The following is a 17,989-nucleotide window of genomic DNA, read 5'->3' on the forward strand; positions in this document are numbered from 1 at the left end:
GACGGCGCGGGCGGTGCCGCCGGCCTCCGGTCGTGGGTCTGTCCGTTCGTCTGTCCGTTCGCTAACCTATTCGGTCGCTTTATAACATAACCCGAATGCGAGTCAGGCATCGGCGCGCAGTCCACGGCCGGCGCGCGAGGAAGAGGGGCGGTGCTCAGGCCGCCAACGCGGCCCGCAGCCGGGGCGGATCGCCGGCGCCCGGCAGCGTGGCGAATTCGCCCAGCAGGCGTTCGAGAATGCCGCGCTGCGGCAGCAGGGTGCCGCAGAACCGTGTGGTCAGGCGGTCCTCGATGACGAGCGTCGGGAAATTCTCGACGTCGAACGCGTCGGCGACGGCCGCCTGGTTCTCGATATCCACCCAGACGAAGCACAATCCCGGAAATGCCGCCGCGAGTTGCGCGAAAACGTCACGGTATTCACGGCAGGCGCCGCACCATTCGGCGCATAGGCAGGCGATCAGCGGCTCGCCCGCGGCCAGGCGCGAGCGGATCGAGGGCAAATCGGTGGCGAGGTCGAGATCGAGGATGGACATGGCGGTGGGCGGCATCGAGGCGGGCACGATGTGCGCTGAACTCTATCACGTTTGCCGGCGCCGGACGGTGGGCTGATAGCGGCCGCCGCGTTGCTCGACCCAGCCGCCGATCTCCAGCCGGACCAGGGCGCCGAGCACGCTCGCCGCGTCGAGCGCGCCGCGTGCGGCGAGCACATCGGGCGCGGCGGGATCGTGTCCGAGCAGGGCAAGCACGCGCGCGCACAGGGCATCCTGCGGCGCGGCGTCGGACGGGGCGGGCGCGCCTGGCCGTTCGCCGGTCGCCGGTGAGGGCGGACTCGCCGGAACCGCCGGCAATTCCACCAGAATGTCCTCGACGGTCTCGACGAGTTTCGCGCCGTCGCGGATCAGCGCATGGCAGCCGCGCACCAGCGGCGAATGGATCGAGCCGGGGACCGCGAAAATCTCCCGTCCCAGTTCGTTGGCGAGGCGGGCGGTGATCAGCGAGCCGGAGCGCAGCGCCGCCTCGACCACCAGCACGCCGCGCGCGAGCGCCGCGATCAGCCGGTTGCGCTGCGGGAAGTGCGCGGCGCGCGCGGGCGTCCCGAGCGGCCATTCCGAGATCACCGCGCCGTGCCCGGCGATCGCCTGCGACAGCGCGCGGTGCTGCGCCGGATAAGTCAGGTCGATACCCGTGCCGATGACGGCGACCGTGGCGGCATGCGGGTTGCGCGCGAGCGCCGCGCGGTGGGCGGCGGCATCGATGCCGAGCGCGAGCCCCGACACCACCGTCCAGCCCGCCTCGGCGAGCGCGCCGGCGAATTCGGCGGCATCCTCCGCGCCCTGGCGTGTCGGATGGCGGCTGCCGACGACCGCCAGCGCAGGCCGCGCGAGCAGCTCGAGGCGCCCGGCGACGTACAGCAGCGGAGGGGGATCGCTGAGCGACAGCAGCAAGGCCGGATAGGCCGGATCCCCCAGCGTCACCAGATGGTGCCGTGCGTCGCGCCATGCCTGCGCCCGCGCGATCGCTCCAGCCAGCGCGGCGTCGGGCGGCGCGTCGAGCACCCGGGCAAACGGCTCGCCGAACAGACGCCGCAACCGCTGCAACCGGCAACGCCCGGGAAGGGCCGACGCGGAGAGTGCGCCAGTCGGGTCGAACGCATGCCGCAACAGGCGGCGGCCTGCGGCGTCGAGTGCCGCCAGCCGCAGCCAGCCGGCGAGTTCCGGTTCGCTCAACGGCAGGGGATGCGACACCTCCCGCGACGCCTCCCGCGACGGCGTGTCTTGCCGCGAAGGGGACCGGTCCCGCATGAAAAAGTCAGCCTGCGCCATGAAGAACGTCTCCCGCTGCGGCCCCGTGGCGCGTTGCCCTGGAGGGCATCGGAAAGCCCGCCAAGGGCATGTTATGATGACCGGTTGCATCGAACCAATGGCAGCGCCGCATGGCGCGCCGTCTTGATGCCGGGGATGCGATCCCCATATTGGTAGAGGAAGCTGGCGGCCAGTGCGCCCCGGCTGGTTGATGATCCGGCGCGCTGGTCGCCGGGAACCCGGGCAAGATCATGGCTCTGATGAACATTCTGAAGTTTCCGGATAAACGCCTGTACAAGGTCGCGAAGCCCGTCGGCACCGTGGACGAACGGATCCGCACGCTGGTGCGCGACATGGCCGAAACCATGTACGACGCGCCTGGCGTGGGCCTCGCGGCGACGCAGGTCGATGTCCATGAACGCATCGTCGTCATCGACGTGTCCGAGGGGCGCGACAACCTGCTGGCCCTGATCAACCCCGAGATCGTCTGGGCCAGCGACGAGCGCAAGCTGCACGAAGAGGGCTGCCTGTCCGTGCCCGGCATCTACGACAATGTCGAACGCGCCGAGCGCGTCCGCGTGCGCGCGCTCGACGAGAACGGCGTATCGCGGGAAATCGAGGCCGAGGGCTTGCTGGCCGTTTGCATCCAGCATGAACTGGATCATCTCGTGGGCAAGGTCTTCGTCGAGTATCTGTCGCCGTTGAAGCAGTCGCGCGTCAAGACCAAGATGAAGAAGCTGGCCCTCGAGGCCTGAGCGGTAGGCATTTTCCGTTTTTCCCGAATGTTGATGAGGTCCGATGTCGCACAGCCTGCGCGTGGTGTTCGCCGGTACGCCTGATTTCGCCGCGCATGCGCTGGCTGCCATTCATGCGGCCGGATTTCCGGTGCCGCTGGTTCTCACACAGCCCGACCGGCCGGCCGGCCGCGGGATGAAGCTCACGCCCGGCGCGGTGAAGCGCTTCGCGCTGGAACACGGACTGGCGGTCGACCAGCCGCCATCGCTGCGCCTCGACGGCAAGTATCCGGAGGCCGCCGCCGCGGCGCTGGCCCGTCTGCGGGCGACGCCCTGCGACGTGATGGTGGTCGCCGCGTACGGGCTGCTGTTGCCCCGGACGGTGCTGGACCTGCCCGCGCACGGCTGTCTCAACATCCACGCCTCGCTGCTGCCGCGCTGGCGCGGTGCCGCGCCGATCCACCGCGCCATCGAAGCGGGCGACGCCGTCAGCGGCGTCACGCTGATGCAGATGGACGCGGGGCTGGACACCGGCGCGATGATCGCCACGCAGAGCGTGCCGATCACGTCGACCACGACGACCGCCCGCCTGCACGACGCGCTTGCCGAGGTGGGCGCCCGGCTGATCGTCGCGGCGCTCGAACGACTCGAAACCAGCGGCGCCCTTGCCGCCGAGCCCCAGCCGGATGCGGGCATTACCTATGCCGAGAAAATCGCCAAGTCCGAGGCGGCGATCGACTGGCGGCGCGACGCCGCGGCGATCGCCCGCCAGATTCGCGCGTTCGATCCGTTCCCGGGCGCGCTGTCGCAGCTCGACGGCGCCACGGTCAAGTTCTGGTCCGCCCAGGCGGATGCGGGCACCCGGGAAAATGGCCCCCTGTCCGGCATCGTTCCCGGCGACCCCGCTTCGGGTCATCCCGCCGCGGCGCCCGGCACCATCCTGTCGGTCGGCGCGGATGCGATCGCGATCGCCTGCGGCACCGGCGTGCTGCGCGTCACGGAGTGCCAGAAACCGGGCGGCAAGCGGCTGCCGGTGCGGGAATTCCTGGCGGGCTTCGCGCTGCGCCCGGGGCAGCGTTTCCTCCCCACCCCCGAAGCGTAACGATCATCCCGCCAGCGACCCACCTGGCCGAAAGGCTGAAAAACGCGCCAGGGGGCGTTTGCCGGACCGGCTCCCGCCGTCGGCGGACCTGCTTGCGCGGGGATTGAATTCCACCATTCCGCCCTTATCTGACAGTTTCCTTACAAAAGGCGGAGGGGCGCGTGACCAGCGCGACGGCCTCCGGTAGCGCAAACGGAGCAGGCAAATGTTCAATTGGGTCAAGACGGCGATGCTGATGGCGGGCATCACGGCGCTGTTCATCGTGGTGGGCGGCGTCATCGGCGGGCAGCGGGGCATGCTCATCGCGCTGTTGATCGCGCTGGCGATGAATTTCTTTTCCTACTGGTTTTCGGATCAGATGGTGCTGCGCATGTATGACGCGCAGGAGGTCGACGAACACGGCGCGCCGCAGTTTTACCGGATGATCCGCGAGCTGTCGAGCCGCGCGGGCCTGCCGATGCCGCGTGTCTATCTGATCAACGAGGATGCGCCGAACGCCTTCGCGACCGGCCGCAATCCGGAACATGCGGCGGTGGCGGCCACCACCGGCATCCTGCGGGTGCTGTCCGAGCGCGAGATGCGCGGCGTCATGGCCCACGAACTGGCGCACGTGCGTCACCGCGACATTCTCCTGTCGACGATTTCCGCGACGATGGCGGGCGCGATCTCCGCGCTGGCGAATTTCGCGATGTTCTTCGGCAGCCGTGACGAGCAGGGGCGGCCGAGCAATCCGGTCGCCTCGATCGCCGTCGCGATTCTCGCGCCGATCGCCGCCTCGCTGATCCAGATGGCGATCTCGCGGGCGCGCGAATTCGAGGCGGACCGGGGCGGCGCCGAGATTTCGGGGGATCCTACCGCGCTCGCATCGGCGCTTGAAAAGATCCATCATTACGCGTCCGGGCGGCCCTTCGCGACAGCCGAGGCGAACCCGTCGACCGCGCAGATGATGATCCTCAATCCGCTCTCGGGCGGGCAGGTCGCGCGATTGTTCTCGACCCACCCGGCAACCGAGGAGCGCGTCGCCCGGCTGATGCACATGGCCCGAACGGGACGTTATCCGGTCTAGAGGGCGGCCGGGCGGCCTTTTCCCTTCGCGCCCGCCGCGCCATCCGCGATTTCAGGGGGTAGCCGGGGTAGAATGCGCCTTTTCCTGCACGCGCCTGCCCCGGCCGGCGTTCGCGCAGAGACAGGCCCCTCACGCGCCCGAGCCGCTCACCCCTCCATGACCGACAGAAAGACCGGCGCTCCGCGCACTCCGCGATCCGCAAGCCCAGGCGGTGTCGCCGCTCCGGCATCCCGCGCCGCCCGGAACGGGGACGCCCCGCGCAAACCGGCGCGCCCCGCCGCGCCACGCGGCGCCGGGTCGCCGGTGCGGGCCACCGCGCAGCCGTCGAAACCGTCCCCCCGCCCATCGTCACCCCGGCACGGGCTGCCCCAGGACTCACTGGCATACGCGCTCGACGCCGGCGCGACGGTGGTGGGCGCAGTGCGGGCCGGTGCGGCGCTGCCCGCGGCGTTGGCCGCGATCTTTGCCAGCCGCGAGCAGGATACGTCCGCGCATGACGCGGGCGCGGAACGGGCGATACGCAGCGACTGGCACGGCGCCACCCAGGACATCGCCTATCGCACGCTGCGGGAACTGGCGCTGGTCGATGCCGTGATCGGGATGCTCGTGCCCAAGGCGCCGGCGCCTCGGGTGCGGGACCTGCTCGCCTGCGCACTGACCTTGCTGAACGCGACGGATACGCCGTATACCTCGCACACGGTCGTCGACCAAGCGGTGCGGGCCGCGGCTGCCGCGCCGGAAACCGCGTTCGCGCGCGGCCTCGTCAATGCGGTACTGCGCAATTTCCTGCGGGAGCAGAGCGCCCTGCTGGAACGTGCGCGCCGCGATCCGGTGGCGCGCTGGAATTATCCGCGCTGGTGGATCGATGCGGTCCGTCAGGCCTGGGGCGAGCAAAGCGACGGCGTGCTGGCGGCCGGGAATGTCCAGGCGCCGATGACCTTGCGGGTCAACCGGCGCCATGCCACGCCGCAGGCCTATCTGGCGACCTTGCACGAGGCCGGCATCGCCGCGGAACTCGCGCTGCCGTGCGGTGTGCGTCTGGCGAAGGCCATGGCGGTGGAGCGCCTGCCGGGATTCGCCGACGGCGTGGTGTCCGTGCAGGATGCCGGCGCGCAGCGCGCCGCGCTGCTGCTCGACGTCGCGGACGGCATGCGGGTGCTGGACGCCTGCGCGGCGCCGGGCGGCAAAACCGGTCATCTGCTCGAACTCGCCGACATCCGCCTGGTGGCGCTCGAGAGCGATGCGCCGCGCGCGCGCCGCATCGGCGACAATCTGCGCCGGCTGCGTCTGGAGGCGGACGTCGTCGTCGGCGACGCCGGCCATCCGGCGGCGCCCTGGTGGGACGACAAGCCGTTCGACCGGGTGCTGGCCGATGTCCCCTGCTCGGCCTCGGGTATCGTGCGCCGGCACCCGGACATCCGCTGGTTGCGGCGTCCCGACGATCTGCGTGCGCTGGTACAGCAGCAGCGCCGCATCCTGGACGCGCTGTGGCAGGTGGTGGCGCCGGGCGGCATCCTGCTCTACGTGACCTGTTCGATTTTTCCGGAAGAAAGCGAGGAACAGGCCGCATGGTTTGAACAGGGGCGACCAGATGCTGTACGATTGACTGCTCCCGGGCAGTTGATGCCCACCGTCGCGGGCGAGGGCTCCGGGCCGGACCATGACGGCTTCTTCTACGCGCGTTTCCAAAAACGGTGAATTCCTTTCGCGCCTCATTGCGCCTGCTGCCGCGCTGGACCCTGCGCGGGCCCACGTGCGGGCTTCCGGCGGGACTCCCGCGGCGGCTGTCGTGGCCGTCGTGGCCGTTGCGCTCACGTGGCGGCCTGTGGCCGCCGCTGATCCTGTCCTGGGTACTGGTGCTGGCCTTGCTGCTGGGCGGTACCGGCGTTGCGTCCGCGGATACGATCGCGGTCCAGCGCGCGTCCCTGCAGGCCGACCCGGCGGGCGGCTGGAACCTCGACGCGCGCTTCGATTTCACGCTCAACAGCAGCCTGACCGATGCCGTCAGCAAGGGCATTCCCCTTTATTTCACGACCGAATTCACGCTGACCCGGCCACGCTGGTATTGGCTCGACCAGCAGGCCGTCAGCACCTCGCAGAGCGTGCGGCTGTCGTTCCAGCCGCTGACGCGCGAATACCGGATCTCGTCGGGAGGCGGGCTGCACCTCGCGGTGGCCTCGCTCGACCAGGCGCTCGCGATCATCAAGCACGTCACGTCCTGGCATGTGATCGATCCGGACGAGGTCGTACCCGGGCAGAGCTACGTGGCGGCGGTCAAGATGGAACTGGACATGGCGCAGATGCCCAAGCCGTTCCAGATCGACGCGGTGAACAACCGGGACTGGAATCTCACCTCGGACTGGCTGCACTTCAACTTCAATGTGATCGAGCATGGAAAATAGCTTCGATCTGAAGAATTTCCTGATCCGCCTGCTGGTGGCGACGGTCGCCGTCACCGCGGTGCTGTTGCTCGTCCTGCTCGCGCTCGCCAGCGCCAATACCGAATTCTTCGACCGTTACTATTCCTGGCTCTACGCGGCGAACGTCGCGGTCGCGGTCATTTTCATGCTGGTCGTGGCCGCCCTCGTCGGGCTGATCGTCGTCCGGCTGCGACAGGGGCGCTTCGGCACGCGGCTGCTGGCGAAGATCGCGATCTTTTTCGCGCTGGTCGGCGTGCTGCCCGGCGGCATCATCTATCTGGTGTCGCTGCAGTTCGTTTCCCGCAGCATCGAGTCCTGGTTCGACATCAACGTGGAGACCGCGCTCGATTCGGGGCTGGCCCTCGGCCGCGGCATGCTCGCCAACTCGCTGACGGACCTCGAAGCGAAAGGTCGCACGATGGCCGATCAGCTGGCCGCCGCCGGGGAGTCGAACACGACGCTGACCCTGTTGCGGCTGCGCGACCAGTTCGGCGTGCAGCAGGCCGCGGTGCTCTCGCGCAGCACCCTGCACCATGGCATGCAGCAAAGCGTCACGACGCTGGCGCAGGCGCAGGCCTCGTCGACCTTCTCGCAGCAGTTATCGGATCTGCCGACCGGTCGGATGTTCGCCGCCGCCTCCGAGCGGGGCTATGCGAACACCGAGGGCGAACTCGACGGCGGCGACAAGGGCACGCTGCGCATGCGCGTGCTGATCCGCATTCCCTATTACGACGGCCAGCAGCTGCAGGGCGACGACCGCTTCCTGCAACTGCTGCAACCGGTCTCGCCCAGCCTGGCGCGCAATGCCGAGGCGGTCCAGCAGGCCTATCGCGAATATCAGGAAAAAGCGCTGGGGCGCACGGGTCTGCGCAAGATGTACATCGGCACGCTGACGCTGGCGCTGTTCCTCGCGACCTTCATCGGCATCATGCTCGCGCTGGTGCTGGGCAATCAGCTTGCCCGGCCGCTGTTCCTGCTCGCGCGCGGCACCGAGGAAGTGGCGCGCGGCGACTATACCCCGAAGCGTGAAATCAAGACCAACGACGAACTGGGCTTCCTCACGCAGATGTTCAACGCGATGACGCGGCAGTTGTCCGAGGCGCGCGGCGCGGTCGAGGCCAACCGGCTCGCGCTCGAGCAGTCGAAGGCGTATCTCGAAAGCATCCTGGCGAACCTGACCGCGGGCGTGTTCGTGTTCGACTGGCAATTCAAGCTCACGACCGCGAACCCGGGCGCCGACCGTATTTTCCGGCAACCGTTTCAGGACCAACTGAACCGGCAACTGGCGGAAATCGATGGATTGAGCGACTTCGCCCAGATGGTGCGCAAGGCGTTCGCCGATCGCGATGTCGCCAGCCGTCACCGTTCGGAGGGTGCCGAGCGCGATGCGGTCGACCTGCGCGGTCCGGAGGGCCACTGGCAACAGCAGTTCGCGGTGCCGGTGGCCGGCGAGGCCGAGCCGTTGACGCTGCTGGTGCGTGGTACCCGGCTGGTCAGCGCGCTCGGCAACGAAGCCACGGCCGGCTACGTGGTGGTGTTCGACGATATTTCCGACGTCATTTCCGCGCAGCGCTCGGTCGCCTGGGGTGAAGTCGCGCGCCGGCTCGCGCACGAGATCAAGAATCCGTTGACGCCGATCCAGCTCTCCGCCGAACGGTTGCAGATGAAGCTATCGCCGAAACTCGCGCAGGTCGATGCGGATTTCCTCAAGCGCGGCGCGACCACCATCGTCAATCAGGTGGCGGCGATGAAGCGGATGGTGGACGATTTCCGCGAGTACGCGCGCACGCCGCCGGCGGTGATGCAGAACCTCCAGCTGAACGATCTGGTCGCCGAGGTTCTGACGCTTTATGGCGTCGAGGACGGCAAGGGCGCGATGTCGGTGGCGCTCGAACCGCTGCCGGTGATTTGTGGCGATGCAACGCAGCTGCGGCAAGTGATTCATAATCTGCTACAGAACGCGCAGGATGCGGTCGCCGAGGTGGCGCAGCCGCAGGTATCGGTAGAGACGAGATCGGTAGAATATGGAGACCGGGACGAGAACGGGCAGCGGCGCGTCGCGGTCCGTCTGTCGATATCGGATAACGGTCCGGGTTTTCCGGCAAGGATCCTCACCCGCGCGTTCGAGCCCTACGTCACGACCAAGGCGAAGGGGACCGGCCTGGGACTTGCTATGGTGAAGAAAATCGTCGACGAGCATAGTGGCCGGATCGACCTGCGCAACCGGAGCCGTCAGGGCCTGGAAGGTGTCGCCGGCGCGCAGGTGTCGATCCTTTTCATGCATCTGGCGGATGTCGAGGGCAGCAATGAAGTGGGTGACGAAGGCAGTCGCAAAGGCGAAGCAATCGCGCAGACAAGGGTAGGGTAAATGGCAACCATTCTGGTGGTAGATGACGAAATGGGGATCCGGGAGTTGCTGTCGGAGATCCTTGGCGACGAGGGTCATGCGGTGGAACTGGCCGAGAATGCCCAGCAGGCGCGCGAATATCGGCAGCACTCGACGCCGGATCTCGTGTTGCTCGACATCTGGATGCCCGATACGGATGGCGTCACGCTGCTCCGCGAGTGGGCATTGCAGGGGCAACTGACGATGCCGGTGATCATGATGTCGGGACATGCGACGATCGATACCGCCGTCGAGGCGACGAAGATCGGTGCATTGAATTTTCTGGAAAAGCCGATCTCCCTGCAGCGCTTGCTCAAGGCGGTGGAGCAGGGGCTGGCGCGTGGTGCGTCGTTGCCGGTGCCGGAAGCGGCACGTGCGGCCGCCACGGCGGCCGTTTCCTCGGGCGCGCTGGCCGCGGCGGCCGCACCCGCGCCCGCACCGTCGAACCTGGCGCCGCTGGCCGCGCCCGCGCCCGTGGGCGTGGCGATCGGCAGCGACGCCCAGTCCTACCAGCAGGCGCGCCTGGCGGCCATTTCCTTCGATATTCCATTGCGTGACGCGCGCGATGCCTTCGAGCGGGCCTACTTCGAATATCACCTGCAGCGCGAACATGGCAGCATGACGCGGGTGGCGGAAAAAACCGGTCTGGAGCGCACGCACCTGTACCGCAAGATGCGTCACCTCGGCGTGGATCTGACGCGCAACAAGGGTGGGGAATAGGTGCGAGGTCGGCCTGGAAGCAGCGCGCAGTGGATGAATCGCCGTGAAATCCGCGCCGTCGAGCTGTTTGCACTTGCATGATTCGCAAGCGCTTGCTATAGTCTTGCTTCTCGTGGCCCGGTAGCTCAGTTGGTAGAGCAGCGGATTGAAAATCCGCGTGTCGTTGGTTCGATTCCGACCCAGGCCACCACGAATTCAACACGCGTGGGGAATGCGATTTCATTCCCCACGCGTGTTCCCGCAAAAAGCCCTCCACGGAGGGCTTTTTGCATTTCGTCGTTCTCTGTACGCAAGCTCGTGGGCCGTCCCCATTCGATCGTCGCTTGCCGGTAAAATTGGCGCACACCCATTTCATGGGCGGACCGGATGCCAGCATATCGAATACGTCGGCATCCCGGCTGGCAGGGGCTCGCGGATTCGAGTGCGAATATCCCCCCTTTTGTGCAAGGTGGAGCGGCGGCGATGACATCGATGGGTTCCGGAACGGGCATTGACGGTACATCAAACACCCGAGCGAACGACTGCGCGGAGAAAAGCCGCGATGCTTTCGCCGAACCGCGCGGCGATACGCCGCGTTTTCTCACCTGGCATGGCGCAGCGGCGGGAGTCGGCCGCCACGCCCCCATACCGAAAAGAATCTGGACCTATTGGGATTCGGAGCGCTTGCCCCGAACCGTCGGCGCCTGCATTCAATCGTGGAAAAGCAAAAATCCGGACTATGCGATAAACGTCGTAACGAGCGCGAGCTTGAAAAATTTTGTCTGCGACATTCCGCCTGGTTTCTGCACGGAATCTGTGCAGAAGCAATCGGATTGGGTGCGACTCGCGCTCTTGAAGCGGTACGGCGGAATATGGCTGGATGCCACGACACTCGTCTTCAAGCCTCTGGATTACCTCGTCGATATTCAAATCAAGAGCCGGAGCGACGTGGTCGCTTATTTCAACAAAACCCGGACCAGCGACCCGTTTCATCCGATGGTCGAGAACTGGTGCGTCGCGGCTCCCCCGCATAGCACCTTCATCAGTGACTGGCTGGCGGAGTTCGAAAAAAGCATCCAGATCGGAACCGACGCCTATTTTTCCGTTTTACAGAAATCGTACGACGCGAACGGTTTGCTGCAGGGGATGCACGGTTTTTCGTATTTCACCATGCACGTGGCCGCCCAGGTGCTGATGCGAAGGCGAAACGCGTACGTTCTGAGCGTGATGCCGGCCGAGTTCGATGCTTTCAAGCTGGCCGTGAATTTTTCCTGGAATGTCGAAAAAATCGTCACTTTCCTGACCGACGACAGTGCCGCCAAGGATTTCGACGCGGCCCGCGTCGAGGGCAATATTTTTAAAATGATCGGGAAGGTATGGCAGCCGCTCGCCGCGAAGGTGGATGCCGGCGATTACCACGACAGGTCCATCATCGGAAAATTGCTGCGCGAGTTGGCGGAAGATCTGCCGGATTGAAGGGCCATCGCGTTTTCGCCTCTTTTTCCTCTCATTTGCCTCTCATTTTCTTGTCGCCCAGCGCAACAGCCAGGCGGGCCACCGGCCATGCTTTTCGATGCGGCGCGCCCCGTCGCGCATTTCGCCGAGTTCGTGCAAGGTGCGCTCGGGGCTCGTAAACCTGCCGGTGGCCGCACTGATGTACGTGGGATACAGGATCAACGTCGCTGCGATCAATTCCTCGAGCGAGGCGGCGCGGCGGTGGGGTTTCGCGATCGCCGGACACCGGTCCAGGGTCAGTCCCCATCCTGCGTAGAAGGGCCAGCCATGGGTCACGACGACCTTCCCGCGCAGCAGTGCCTCGAATCCCGTCAGCGAGGTCATGACGTGGATCGCGTCGGCTTGCGCCAGTGCGTCGAGCACCGGCGTGTCGCGCAGCACGGCATCGCAAAGACGGTGCAGGACATCCGCGGGGACGGCGCCCCTGCGCAGGCCCGCGACCACGTCCGGGTGCGGCTTGTAAGCGATGTACGCATCGGGTTCGAGGGCGCGGACGGCTTCGAGCAGGGCGCGGTTGGTGGCGATCGTCGGACTGCCGCGCGCCAGGGAGGCATCGCCCTCGACCTGTCCCACGACGAGCAACACGTTGCCCGCGCTGGCGGGACGGTGCCACGCGGCGCCCGTCAGATTGTATTTGCTGATTCGCCGGGCGGTCAGGGTGCTGGCAAGCGCCCGTGCGCGGGCAAGGAGCGCAGGGTCGAACGGGCCCGTTTCGATCAAGGTTTCCAGGCCGGACGGTCCCTGCGCGTCGTAGTGCAGACCCTGTGGGTCGAGCACCCAGGAACGCGGCGAGACGAGCCGGGCACCCAGGCCCACGGAACGCAGAAAGCCGTCTTCGACGCGAATCCATGTACGCGCCCCGGCATGCGCCGGCAGCGGCCGCGCTCCGAGGCCCCAGGTAGCGATGGCCTCCGCGTTTTTTGGGAGTTGCCGCGCGGAGCGGATGAAACGCAATTCGCTGCCGCTGAAAAATGCCCGCGCGGCAGGCCGTTTCCAGCGCGAGAAGCCGATTGCATGGACGGTCTGCGGAAACCGGGCGCGCATGCGGCGCTGCAGGGCGATGTGCGCGATGACGCGTTCGGCTTCGCAGCGTTGGCCGGTTTCGGGATCGACATAGCGGGGATAGGCGACGAGGGCGGCGTGCACCAGCGCATGCAGATCGGCGGCGCCGCGGCGCGCGGGCGCGGGCAGGGCATCGGTCGTCAGGCCCCAGCCCGCATAGAACGGCATGCCGAAGATGTGCACCGGCCGACGCCACAGAAGTGCCTCGAAGCCCATCTGCGAACTGACGGTGTAGACCGCGGCTGCGTGTTCCAGGAGGTCGGGCGCGTGCTGGTGCGATCCCAGTATCCGGATGCGCGATGCCATGCCGGCGGAGAGCGAATCGATGTGCCCCCGTTTGCGTCCGCTGAAGACATCGGGGTGCAGCTTCAGGACGACGGGATGACCGGGATGGTTGTCCAGCGCGGCTTCGAGCATGTGTCGGAAGGTCGCGGGCGTGGCCAGTGCACCTTCGATCGAGCGGTCGCCGCGCGTTTGATCGCAGACGAGGACATGTTCGCGAAAAAGCGTTGTGGTGGCATCGCGGGCATGGTTGTATTTCGAGAGCCTGTGGTCGCGCCAGGCGGCGAGCAAGGCGTCGCAACGGCGGCCGGACCCGGCGGGGGGCGCCGCGGCGATCAATCGCTCCAGGCGCGAAGGACCGCGTGCATCGTAGTAGATGCCGACGTCGTCCACGCAGAGCGACAGGCCCTGCGGGTCGGTGGCGTCGCCGTCGGAGCGCAGGAAGCCGTCCTCCAGGCGCCACAGGGGCAGGCCGAAGTGCATCGCCAGTTGCGCGGCGCGCTGCCCGCTGGGCCGGTTACCCCAGCCGGCGACGGCCGTCCATCGCTCCGCGCACGGCATCTCCCTTGCGGCGATGCCGTGCGCGCGAGGTAGCGCCGGGCCGATTGCCCGAACGCGCGCGCCCAGCAGGGTATCGATGAAGGGGCGCCGGGCAAGCGTCCTGGACGGGATGGCGACGACTCCCGGAACGGCCGCACTCATGAGGCCCCCTCGTCGCACGTCGGAATGGGCGACGCGAGCCGGGGCAGGGGTCGATGGAGATGCTCGCTGAATCGACCGATGTAATTCGCGATACCGTCGGGCGACCACGCGGCCATCGCCGCTGCGAGATCGTTGGCGGCGAATGCCGCATAACCGCGGGCCTCCAGTTCATCGCGAAGTATCCCGCCGGCATCCTTTCGCTGTCCTTCCCACCACAGCGACTGGGCCCGCTTGAGCATCAGCTGGCTTCTGTGGGCATCGGATTCGGCGGTTTGCGCAAGTCTTTCGAAGGTACACGCCGCCGCGTGCCATTTGCCCAGTCCGAAAGCCAGCGCGGCATGTTCTTCGAGAATTTCGCGATCCACGAGATCCAGGCTGATCAAGTGATCGACGTGTTGCAGCGCGTCGCTGGCACGCCCCTGGGATTGCAATGTCGCCAACCGGATCTTGCCGGCTTCGATGCGGTGCGATGCGGCATGCCGTGCCGACAGTTCCATTGCACGGCAGGCGCTCTGCTCCGCATCACGCCAGCGTTGTTCGCGAAGCGCGACCCTTGCGAAGGCCGCTGCGACGGCATAGTCGTCGGGATAGGCCGCCAGCGCCTTGCGGGCGATGCGGGTGAGACCGCGGCAGGCATCGTGATGTTTCGATGCCAGCAGCAAGCCGCGGTCGAGGCGTGGCAGATTTCTCGCACGCAACGCATGCCGGGCCGTGCGGAAATGCTTTGCCGCATCCTGCCATCGCTCGCGCGACAATGCGGTCTCGCCGGCTTCCAGGTGCAGGAAAGGGTCGAATGGCCTTTCGCCGAGGGCACGCTGCAGAATTTCGGTTGCCGTATCGTATTCCTCCGCCAGCCGACACTCCGCGGCAAGGCAGATCGCGATGTCGAGCGGCTTGCTCGATAGCGCCGCGCGCGTGCCAAGCGCATCGCAAAAAACGGCCGATCGCTGTCGCCGTGAACGATGCGTTTCCTCGTACCGGTCCAGCAGGCCGTTCAACCGTCTGGCGCCGGGCGCGTCGTCCGGATGCATGCGCAGCGACTGCATCAACGCGCAACGTGCCTTCAGGTCGTCGCCGCGATGGGTGAAATAGGCCGCCAGCGCCCGCAGCCAGTTCCGATCGCCGTCGCAACACGTATAGGCCGTATTCCGCCACGATGCCGCGAGCAGGCGCGTGACGATGCGACGCGTGACCCGGACATCGTCGTGCTCCGCGGCCAATCCGGCCAGGCGCGCCTGAATCCGGAAGCTGGTCGGATCGCCGACCCGCGCCTGCGCCCGCGGCAATTGCCGCACCGCCATGAGCGCGCCCGGGTAATCTCCGGCGTCGAGCCGTGCCAGAAAGAACTGGCGCCTGGCGAGGAGGACGCTGTCACGATCCCACGCGGCGTTATCGAGCAGACGCTCCCAGCGTCGCGACGCTGGCTGGGCGACAAAGCGGCGGGAGGGTACGCCGGCCGCGGTGTCGTCCAGCGCGGCGCAGGCGCCGAACAATGCTGCATGCCGGTCGTCGTCCGTCGACCGGTCCGGATGGGAACGAAGCATGGCGCAGCCTTGCGCCACCGCTCCCCAGGCGGCCGCCTCGTACGCCCGACCGATTTCGTCGCGCAATTGCGCAGGTGTGGGGCGCACGCCGGTGACGGGTTGGCCGAGCGCGCGTATGGCGTCCACGACCCGTTCGCAATTTCGGGTGTCGCGGTAACCAAAATACGCATCGCTGCGGCGTTGGTATTCGTCTGCCATGCGGCAGTCCCGCCCCACGATGTCATCGAGCGCGGCGGTGACTTCTTCGACCGTCTCCGCGACCGGGCCGAAGCCCGTCAGGGTGTAATCGGAGAACTCGTAAAGATGTTCCCCGGTGGCGCGCCGTCGCCGTTCGTAGTGAAAATAAATGACCGGTTTCTGCATGAAACCGAACTCGCAGGCGACCGACGAATAGTCGGTTATCATGACGGCGCCCGAACGGAATAAATCCTGGATGCTGTTCTGACGGTGCGTCAGCACGGTTATGTAATACGGTATACTGAATAAATCCAGATAGGGCTGGATGTTGGCATGCGGAAAGAAAACAATGCGATAGCCTTTCTCCTGCGTGAGTCGCGCGAACGTCGGATCGCGCAGCAAAGCGCTCCATTCCTGGAAATACTGGCTTTCGCTGAATCTCGGATTCAATGCTCTTTTTCCGGTTCCCGGGATGATCGGCCCCATCAGCGATTGGCGCCACGTGGGCATGATGACGATGCATTTTTCCGGGGCCCCGGAATCGAACAGCGCATCATGCCGCGGGAGGCCGGTCAATCGTACTTCGCGAGGCGAAAATTTATACGTGCCGTGGCCGGAAATGGCATGGTATTCCTGTTTGCTGCTGGTAATGAAAAGCGAGAATTTTTTGGTGTTCAGCCACGGCGACATGTCGTTCACGATGACGCCGTGCTGGAGGAACGTCAGTTTGAATTTCATCCGGTCGCCGTACGTCGCCGGCGACAAGGCGTGAATGATATGGACGTCGATATGCGACGTGACCAGATGCGAGCAGTTCAGAAGAAGTAGTTTGTGGGCGAGGCTGTTGAACGCCACGAGGCGGAAATTGTCTTTTTTCAACCGTTTCCAGTCGTGGGACTGGCGATCGATGATGTAGAAAGCGTTGATCGACGGATGATGCCGATCGATGTGGCGATAGAGATGCTCGCCGTTATCGTCCGCCTGGGTGTTGCGGTCCATCAGTGCCCATGCGTCGGAGAAACGTCGGCGCACGGGCGGCAGCCGGGCGATGAATTTGAGCATGCGCGCGCCCGTTCCCGCAGGCAGGCGCGCGCGCGCACGTTCTTCGAAATGGCGCCGGATCTCCAGGATCGAAATTTTTTTCCGGTGCTGCGCGCCGATGGAAAAGCGCGTTGCGTAACCCGCGATTTTCACATCCAGCATTCCGTCCTCCGTCAGTGGGAGCCAGATGATGCGTTCCACGACGAAGTCTGTATCGAAAAAAGTATGCCTGCGAGTTTTCTCGAAAATAGGGCGAATCTGACTGCCGCCGATGTGGAACGATTCGTGGCTGCTTGCTTTGCTGTAGTAAAGAATCTGAAACAGCCCCTGTTCCCTGTCGCAGTCGCTGATGTAGATGATTTGAAAGGGAATGCTTGTTTTCTTGTAAAGCGAGATCAAACCGACGCGGTGATAGAACCAGATTCCCGCCAGGTCGAAGGACAGGATCGTTTCGGTGTCGATGTGCTCGAATATTTGATTGAGCAGGTGCAGAAATTTTTCTTTGCCTTCGTTGCCGAGGAACCCGGCCGCAGCGGGCTTGTTCAGCATCTTCTTGAAATACCAGATGACCTGGTACAGAGCGGTTCGCTGAATGATGAGCGGTATTTCATCGTAGCGGTCCCGATACTGGTACAGCATGTCGAGCACGCCATATTCCAGAACGTCATGGTACTGCCCGGATTTTTCCCACGACGTATCCACGCTCGAATTGTTCTGCTGGCGCTTGCGATACAGATATCGGGTCGAGCCGATGTACGCCGCCGGTCTGGAGAGTGTATGCGAAAGATAGCGGCTGATGAAATGCGCGTCCTCGAACGTCGGCCGGATGCGCACATCGAATGTGATGTCATTGTCCGTGACGATGGATTTTTCGAAAAAGGCACTGTTGGTGAAGAGTTGTATATGTCTGCACGATTTTCTCAGATCCACCATCTGCGTATGCTTTGTGAACAAGGAGCGCAGCGGATGCGAGTCCGAGTATCGTCGATTTTTCTCATGGTAAAAAACCAGCTTGCAGGCGACGATCGAGACCGGTTCCGTGACGCTCGACAGGGTGTTTTCCACTTCCTCGAAATAGTTCGCGGCCACGAAATCATCCGGGTCGATGAATGTCAACCACTCGCCCGTGGCGTATTTCATGCCCATGTTGCGTGCCGACGCCTGGCCACCGTTCTGCTTGTGCAGATATAAAATATTACCGGGATATCGTGCTTGCCATTTCTTGATTACCGACGCCGATGCATCGATCGATCCATCGTCTACCATGATCAGTTCGATCGACGATTTGAAGTCCAGGGTCTGTCGCGTGAGGCTGCGAAAGAAGTCGTTCAGATAGTCTTCGGCGCCGTACACGGCGGAGATCACCGAATAACGCCTGCCGCGATGAGCTCGTCTGATCGTTGGCCGCGGCCGCAGGAACCGGCGCGCGGCGGCGAATTCGTCGATTCTATTTTTCAA

Annotated in this window: 12 protein-coding genes and 1 tRNA gene; 9 read left to right on the forward strand and 4 right to left on the reverse strand. The window is 65.4% G+C overall.

Features of this window, described 5'->3' with window-relative positions; genetic code table 11:
* Nucleotides 1–154: 154 nt before the first annotated feature.
* Nucleotides 155–532 carry a thioredoxin family protein gene (locus OVY01_RS06420; RefSeq protein WP_267846522.1) on the reverse strand — a complete coding sequence of 126 codons (378 nt, stop codon included), beginning with the start codon at nucleotides 530–532 and terminating at the stop codon, nucleotides 155–157.
* Between the two features lie 45 nt (nucleotides 533–577).
* Nucleotides 578–1,822 carry a DNA-processing protein DprA gene (gene dprA / locus OVY01_RS06425; protein WP_267846523.1) on the reverse strand — a complete coding sequence of 415 codons (1,245 nt, stop codon included), beginning with the start codon at nucleotides 1,820–1,822 and terminating at the stop codon, nucleotides 578–580.
* 230 nt (nucleotides 1,823–2,052) lie between these two features.
* On the opposite strand from dprA, the gene def reads away from it, so the two are divergent.
* From def to OVY01_RS06470, 9 genes are all read left to right on the forward strand, one after another.
* Nucleotides 2,053–2,556 (forward strand): peptide deformylase, encoded by a 504-nt coding sequence (def, locus tag OVY01_RS06430; RefSeq protein WP_267846525.1) that lies wholly within the window; start codon nucleotides 2,053–2,055, stop codon nucleotides 2,554–2,556.
* Nucleotides 2,557–2,599: 43 nt separating this feature from the next.
* Nucleotides 2,600–3,637 (forward strand): methionyl-tRNA formyltransferase, encoded by a 1,038-nt coding sequence (fmt, locus tag OVY01_RS06435; protein WP_267846527.1) that lies wholly within the window; start codon nucleotides 2,600–2,602, stop codon nucleotides 3,635–3,637.
* A 205-nt stretch (nucleotides 3,638–3,842) separates the two neighbouring features.
* Nucleotides 3,843–4,703 (forward strand): zinc metalloprotease HtpX, encoded by an 861-nt coding sequence (gene htpX, locus OVY01_RS06440; RefSeq protein ID WP_267846529.1) that lies wholly within the window; start codon nucleotides 3,843–3,845, stop codon nucleotides 4,701–4,703.
* A 156-nt stretch (nucleotides 4,704–4,859) separates the two neighbouring features.
* On the forward strand, nucleotides 4,860–6,401 hold the full coding sequence (gene rsmB / locus OVY01_RS06445; RefSeq protein WP_267846531.1) for a 16S rRNA (cytosine(967)-C(5))-methyltransferase RsmB: 1,542 nt from the start codon (nucleotides 4,860–4,862) through the stop codon (nucleotides 6,399–6,401).
* Between the two features lie 86 nt (nucleotides 6,402–6,487).
* A complete protein-coding gene (locus OVY01_RS06450; RefSeq protein WP_432422224.1) occupies nucleotides 6,488–7,105 on the forward strand; it encodes a DUF4390 domain-containing protein in 618 nt (205 codons plus the stop codon).
* Complete coding sequence (locus tag OVY01_RS06455) at nucleotides 7,095–9,491, forward strand: sensor histidine kinase (protein ID WP_267846532.1); 2,397 nt, start codon at nucleotides 7,095–7,097, stop codon at nucleotides 9,489–9,491. Before OVY01_RS06450 ends, OVY01_RS06455 begins: the two co-directional genes overlap by 11 nt.
* Nucleotides 9,492–10,229 (forward strand): response regulator, encoded by a 738-nt coding sequence (locus tag OVY01_RS06460; protein ID WP_267846535.1) that lies wholly within the window; start codon nucleotides 9,492–9,494, stop codon nucleotides 10,227–10,229.
* A gap of 114 nt (nucleotides 10,230–10,343) precedes the next feature.
* Nucleotides 10,344–10,419: transfer RNA gene (locus OVY01_RS06465), tRNA-Phe, on the forward strand.
* Between the two features lie 272 nt (nucleotides 10,420–10,691).
* Nucleotides 10,692–11,684, forward strand: coding sequence for a glycosyltransferase family 32 protein (locus OVY01_RS06470; protein ID WP_267846537.1), 993 nt, complete (start codon nucleotides 10,692–10,694; stop codon nucleotides 11,682–11,684).
* Between the two features lie 42 nt (nucleotides 11,685–11,726).
* On the opposite strand, the gene OVY01_RS06475 is transcribed toward OVY01_RS06470, so the two are convergent.
* Together OVY01_RS06475 and OVY01_RS06480 are read right to left on the reverse strand one after the other, a co-directional pair.
* Nucleotides 11,727–13,769 carry a capsule polysaccharide biogenesis protein gene (locus OVY01_RS06475; protein WP_267846539.1) on the reverse strand — a complete coding sequence of 681 codons (2,043 nt, stop codon included), beginning with the start codon at nucleotides 13,767–13,769 and terminating at the stop codon, nucleotides 11,727–11,729.
* Nucleotides 13,766–17,896, reverse strand: coding sequence for a CDP-glycerol glycerophosphotransferase family protein (locus OVY01_RS06480; RefSeq protein ID WP_267846540.1), 4,131 nt, complete (start codon nucleotides 17,894–17,896; stop codon nucleotides 13,766–13,768). The genes OVY01_RS06475 and OVY01_RS06480 overlap by 4 nt, the downstream gene beginning before the upstream one ends.
* Between the last annotated feature and the right edge of the window lie 93 nt (nucleotides 17,897–17,989).

The organism is Robbsia betulipollinis (genome assembly GCF_026624755.1).
Classification (GTDB): Bacteria; Pseudomonadota; Gammaproteobacteria; order Burkholderiales; family Burkholderiaceae; genus Robbsia; species Robbsia betulipollinis.

What these genes read in the sequence shown, in the direction of transcription:
- OVY01_RS06475 (WP_267846539.1), bottom strand. Translation starts at nt 13,769, where the DNA reads ATGAGTGCGGCCGTTCCGGGAGTCGTCGCCATCCCGTCCAGGACGCTT.
- htpX (WP_267846529.1), top strand. Translation starts at nt 3,843, where the DNA reads ATGTTCAATTGGGTCAAGACGGCGATGCTGATGGCGGGCATCACGGCG.
- OVY01_RS06455 (WP_267846532.1), top strand. Translation starts at nt 7,095, where the DNA reads ATGGAAAATAGCTTCGATCTGAAGAATTTCCTGATCCGCCTGCTGGTG.
- dprA (WP_267846523.1), bottom strand. Translation starts at nt 1,822, where the DNA reads ATGGCGCAGGCTGACTTTTTCATGCGGGACCGGTCCCCTTCGCGGCAA.
- rsmB (WP_267846531.1), top strand. Translation starts at nt 4,860, where the DNA reads ATGACCGACAGAAAGACCGGCGCTCCGCGCACTCCGCGATCCGCAAGC.
- def (WP_267846525.1), top strand. Translation starts at nt 2,053, where the DNA reads ATGGCTCTGATGAACATTCTGAAGTTTCCGGATAAACGCCTGTACAAG.
- OVY01_RS06470 (WP_267846537.1), top strand. Translation starts at nt 10,692, where the DNA reads ATGACATCGATGGGTTCCGGAACGGGCATTGACGGTACATCAAACACC.
- OVY01_RS06420 (WP_267846522.1), bottom strand. Translation starts at nt 532, where the DNA reads ATGTCCATCCTCGATCTCGACCTCGCCACCGATTTGCCCTCGATCCGC.
- OVY01_RS06460 (WP_267846535.1), top strand. Translation starts at nt 9,492, where the DNA reads ATGGCAACCATTCTGGTGGTAGATGACGAAATGGGGATCCGGGAGTTG.
- fmt (WP_267846527.1), top strand. Translation starts at nt 2,600, where the DNA reads ATGTCGCACAGCCTGCGCGTGGTGTTCGCCGGTACGCCTGATTTCGCC.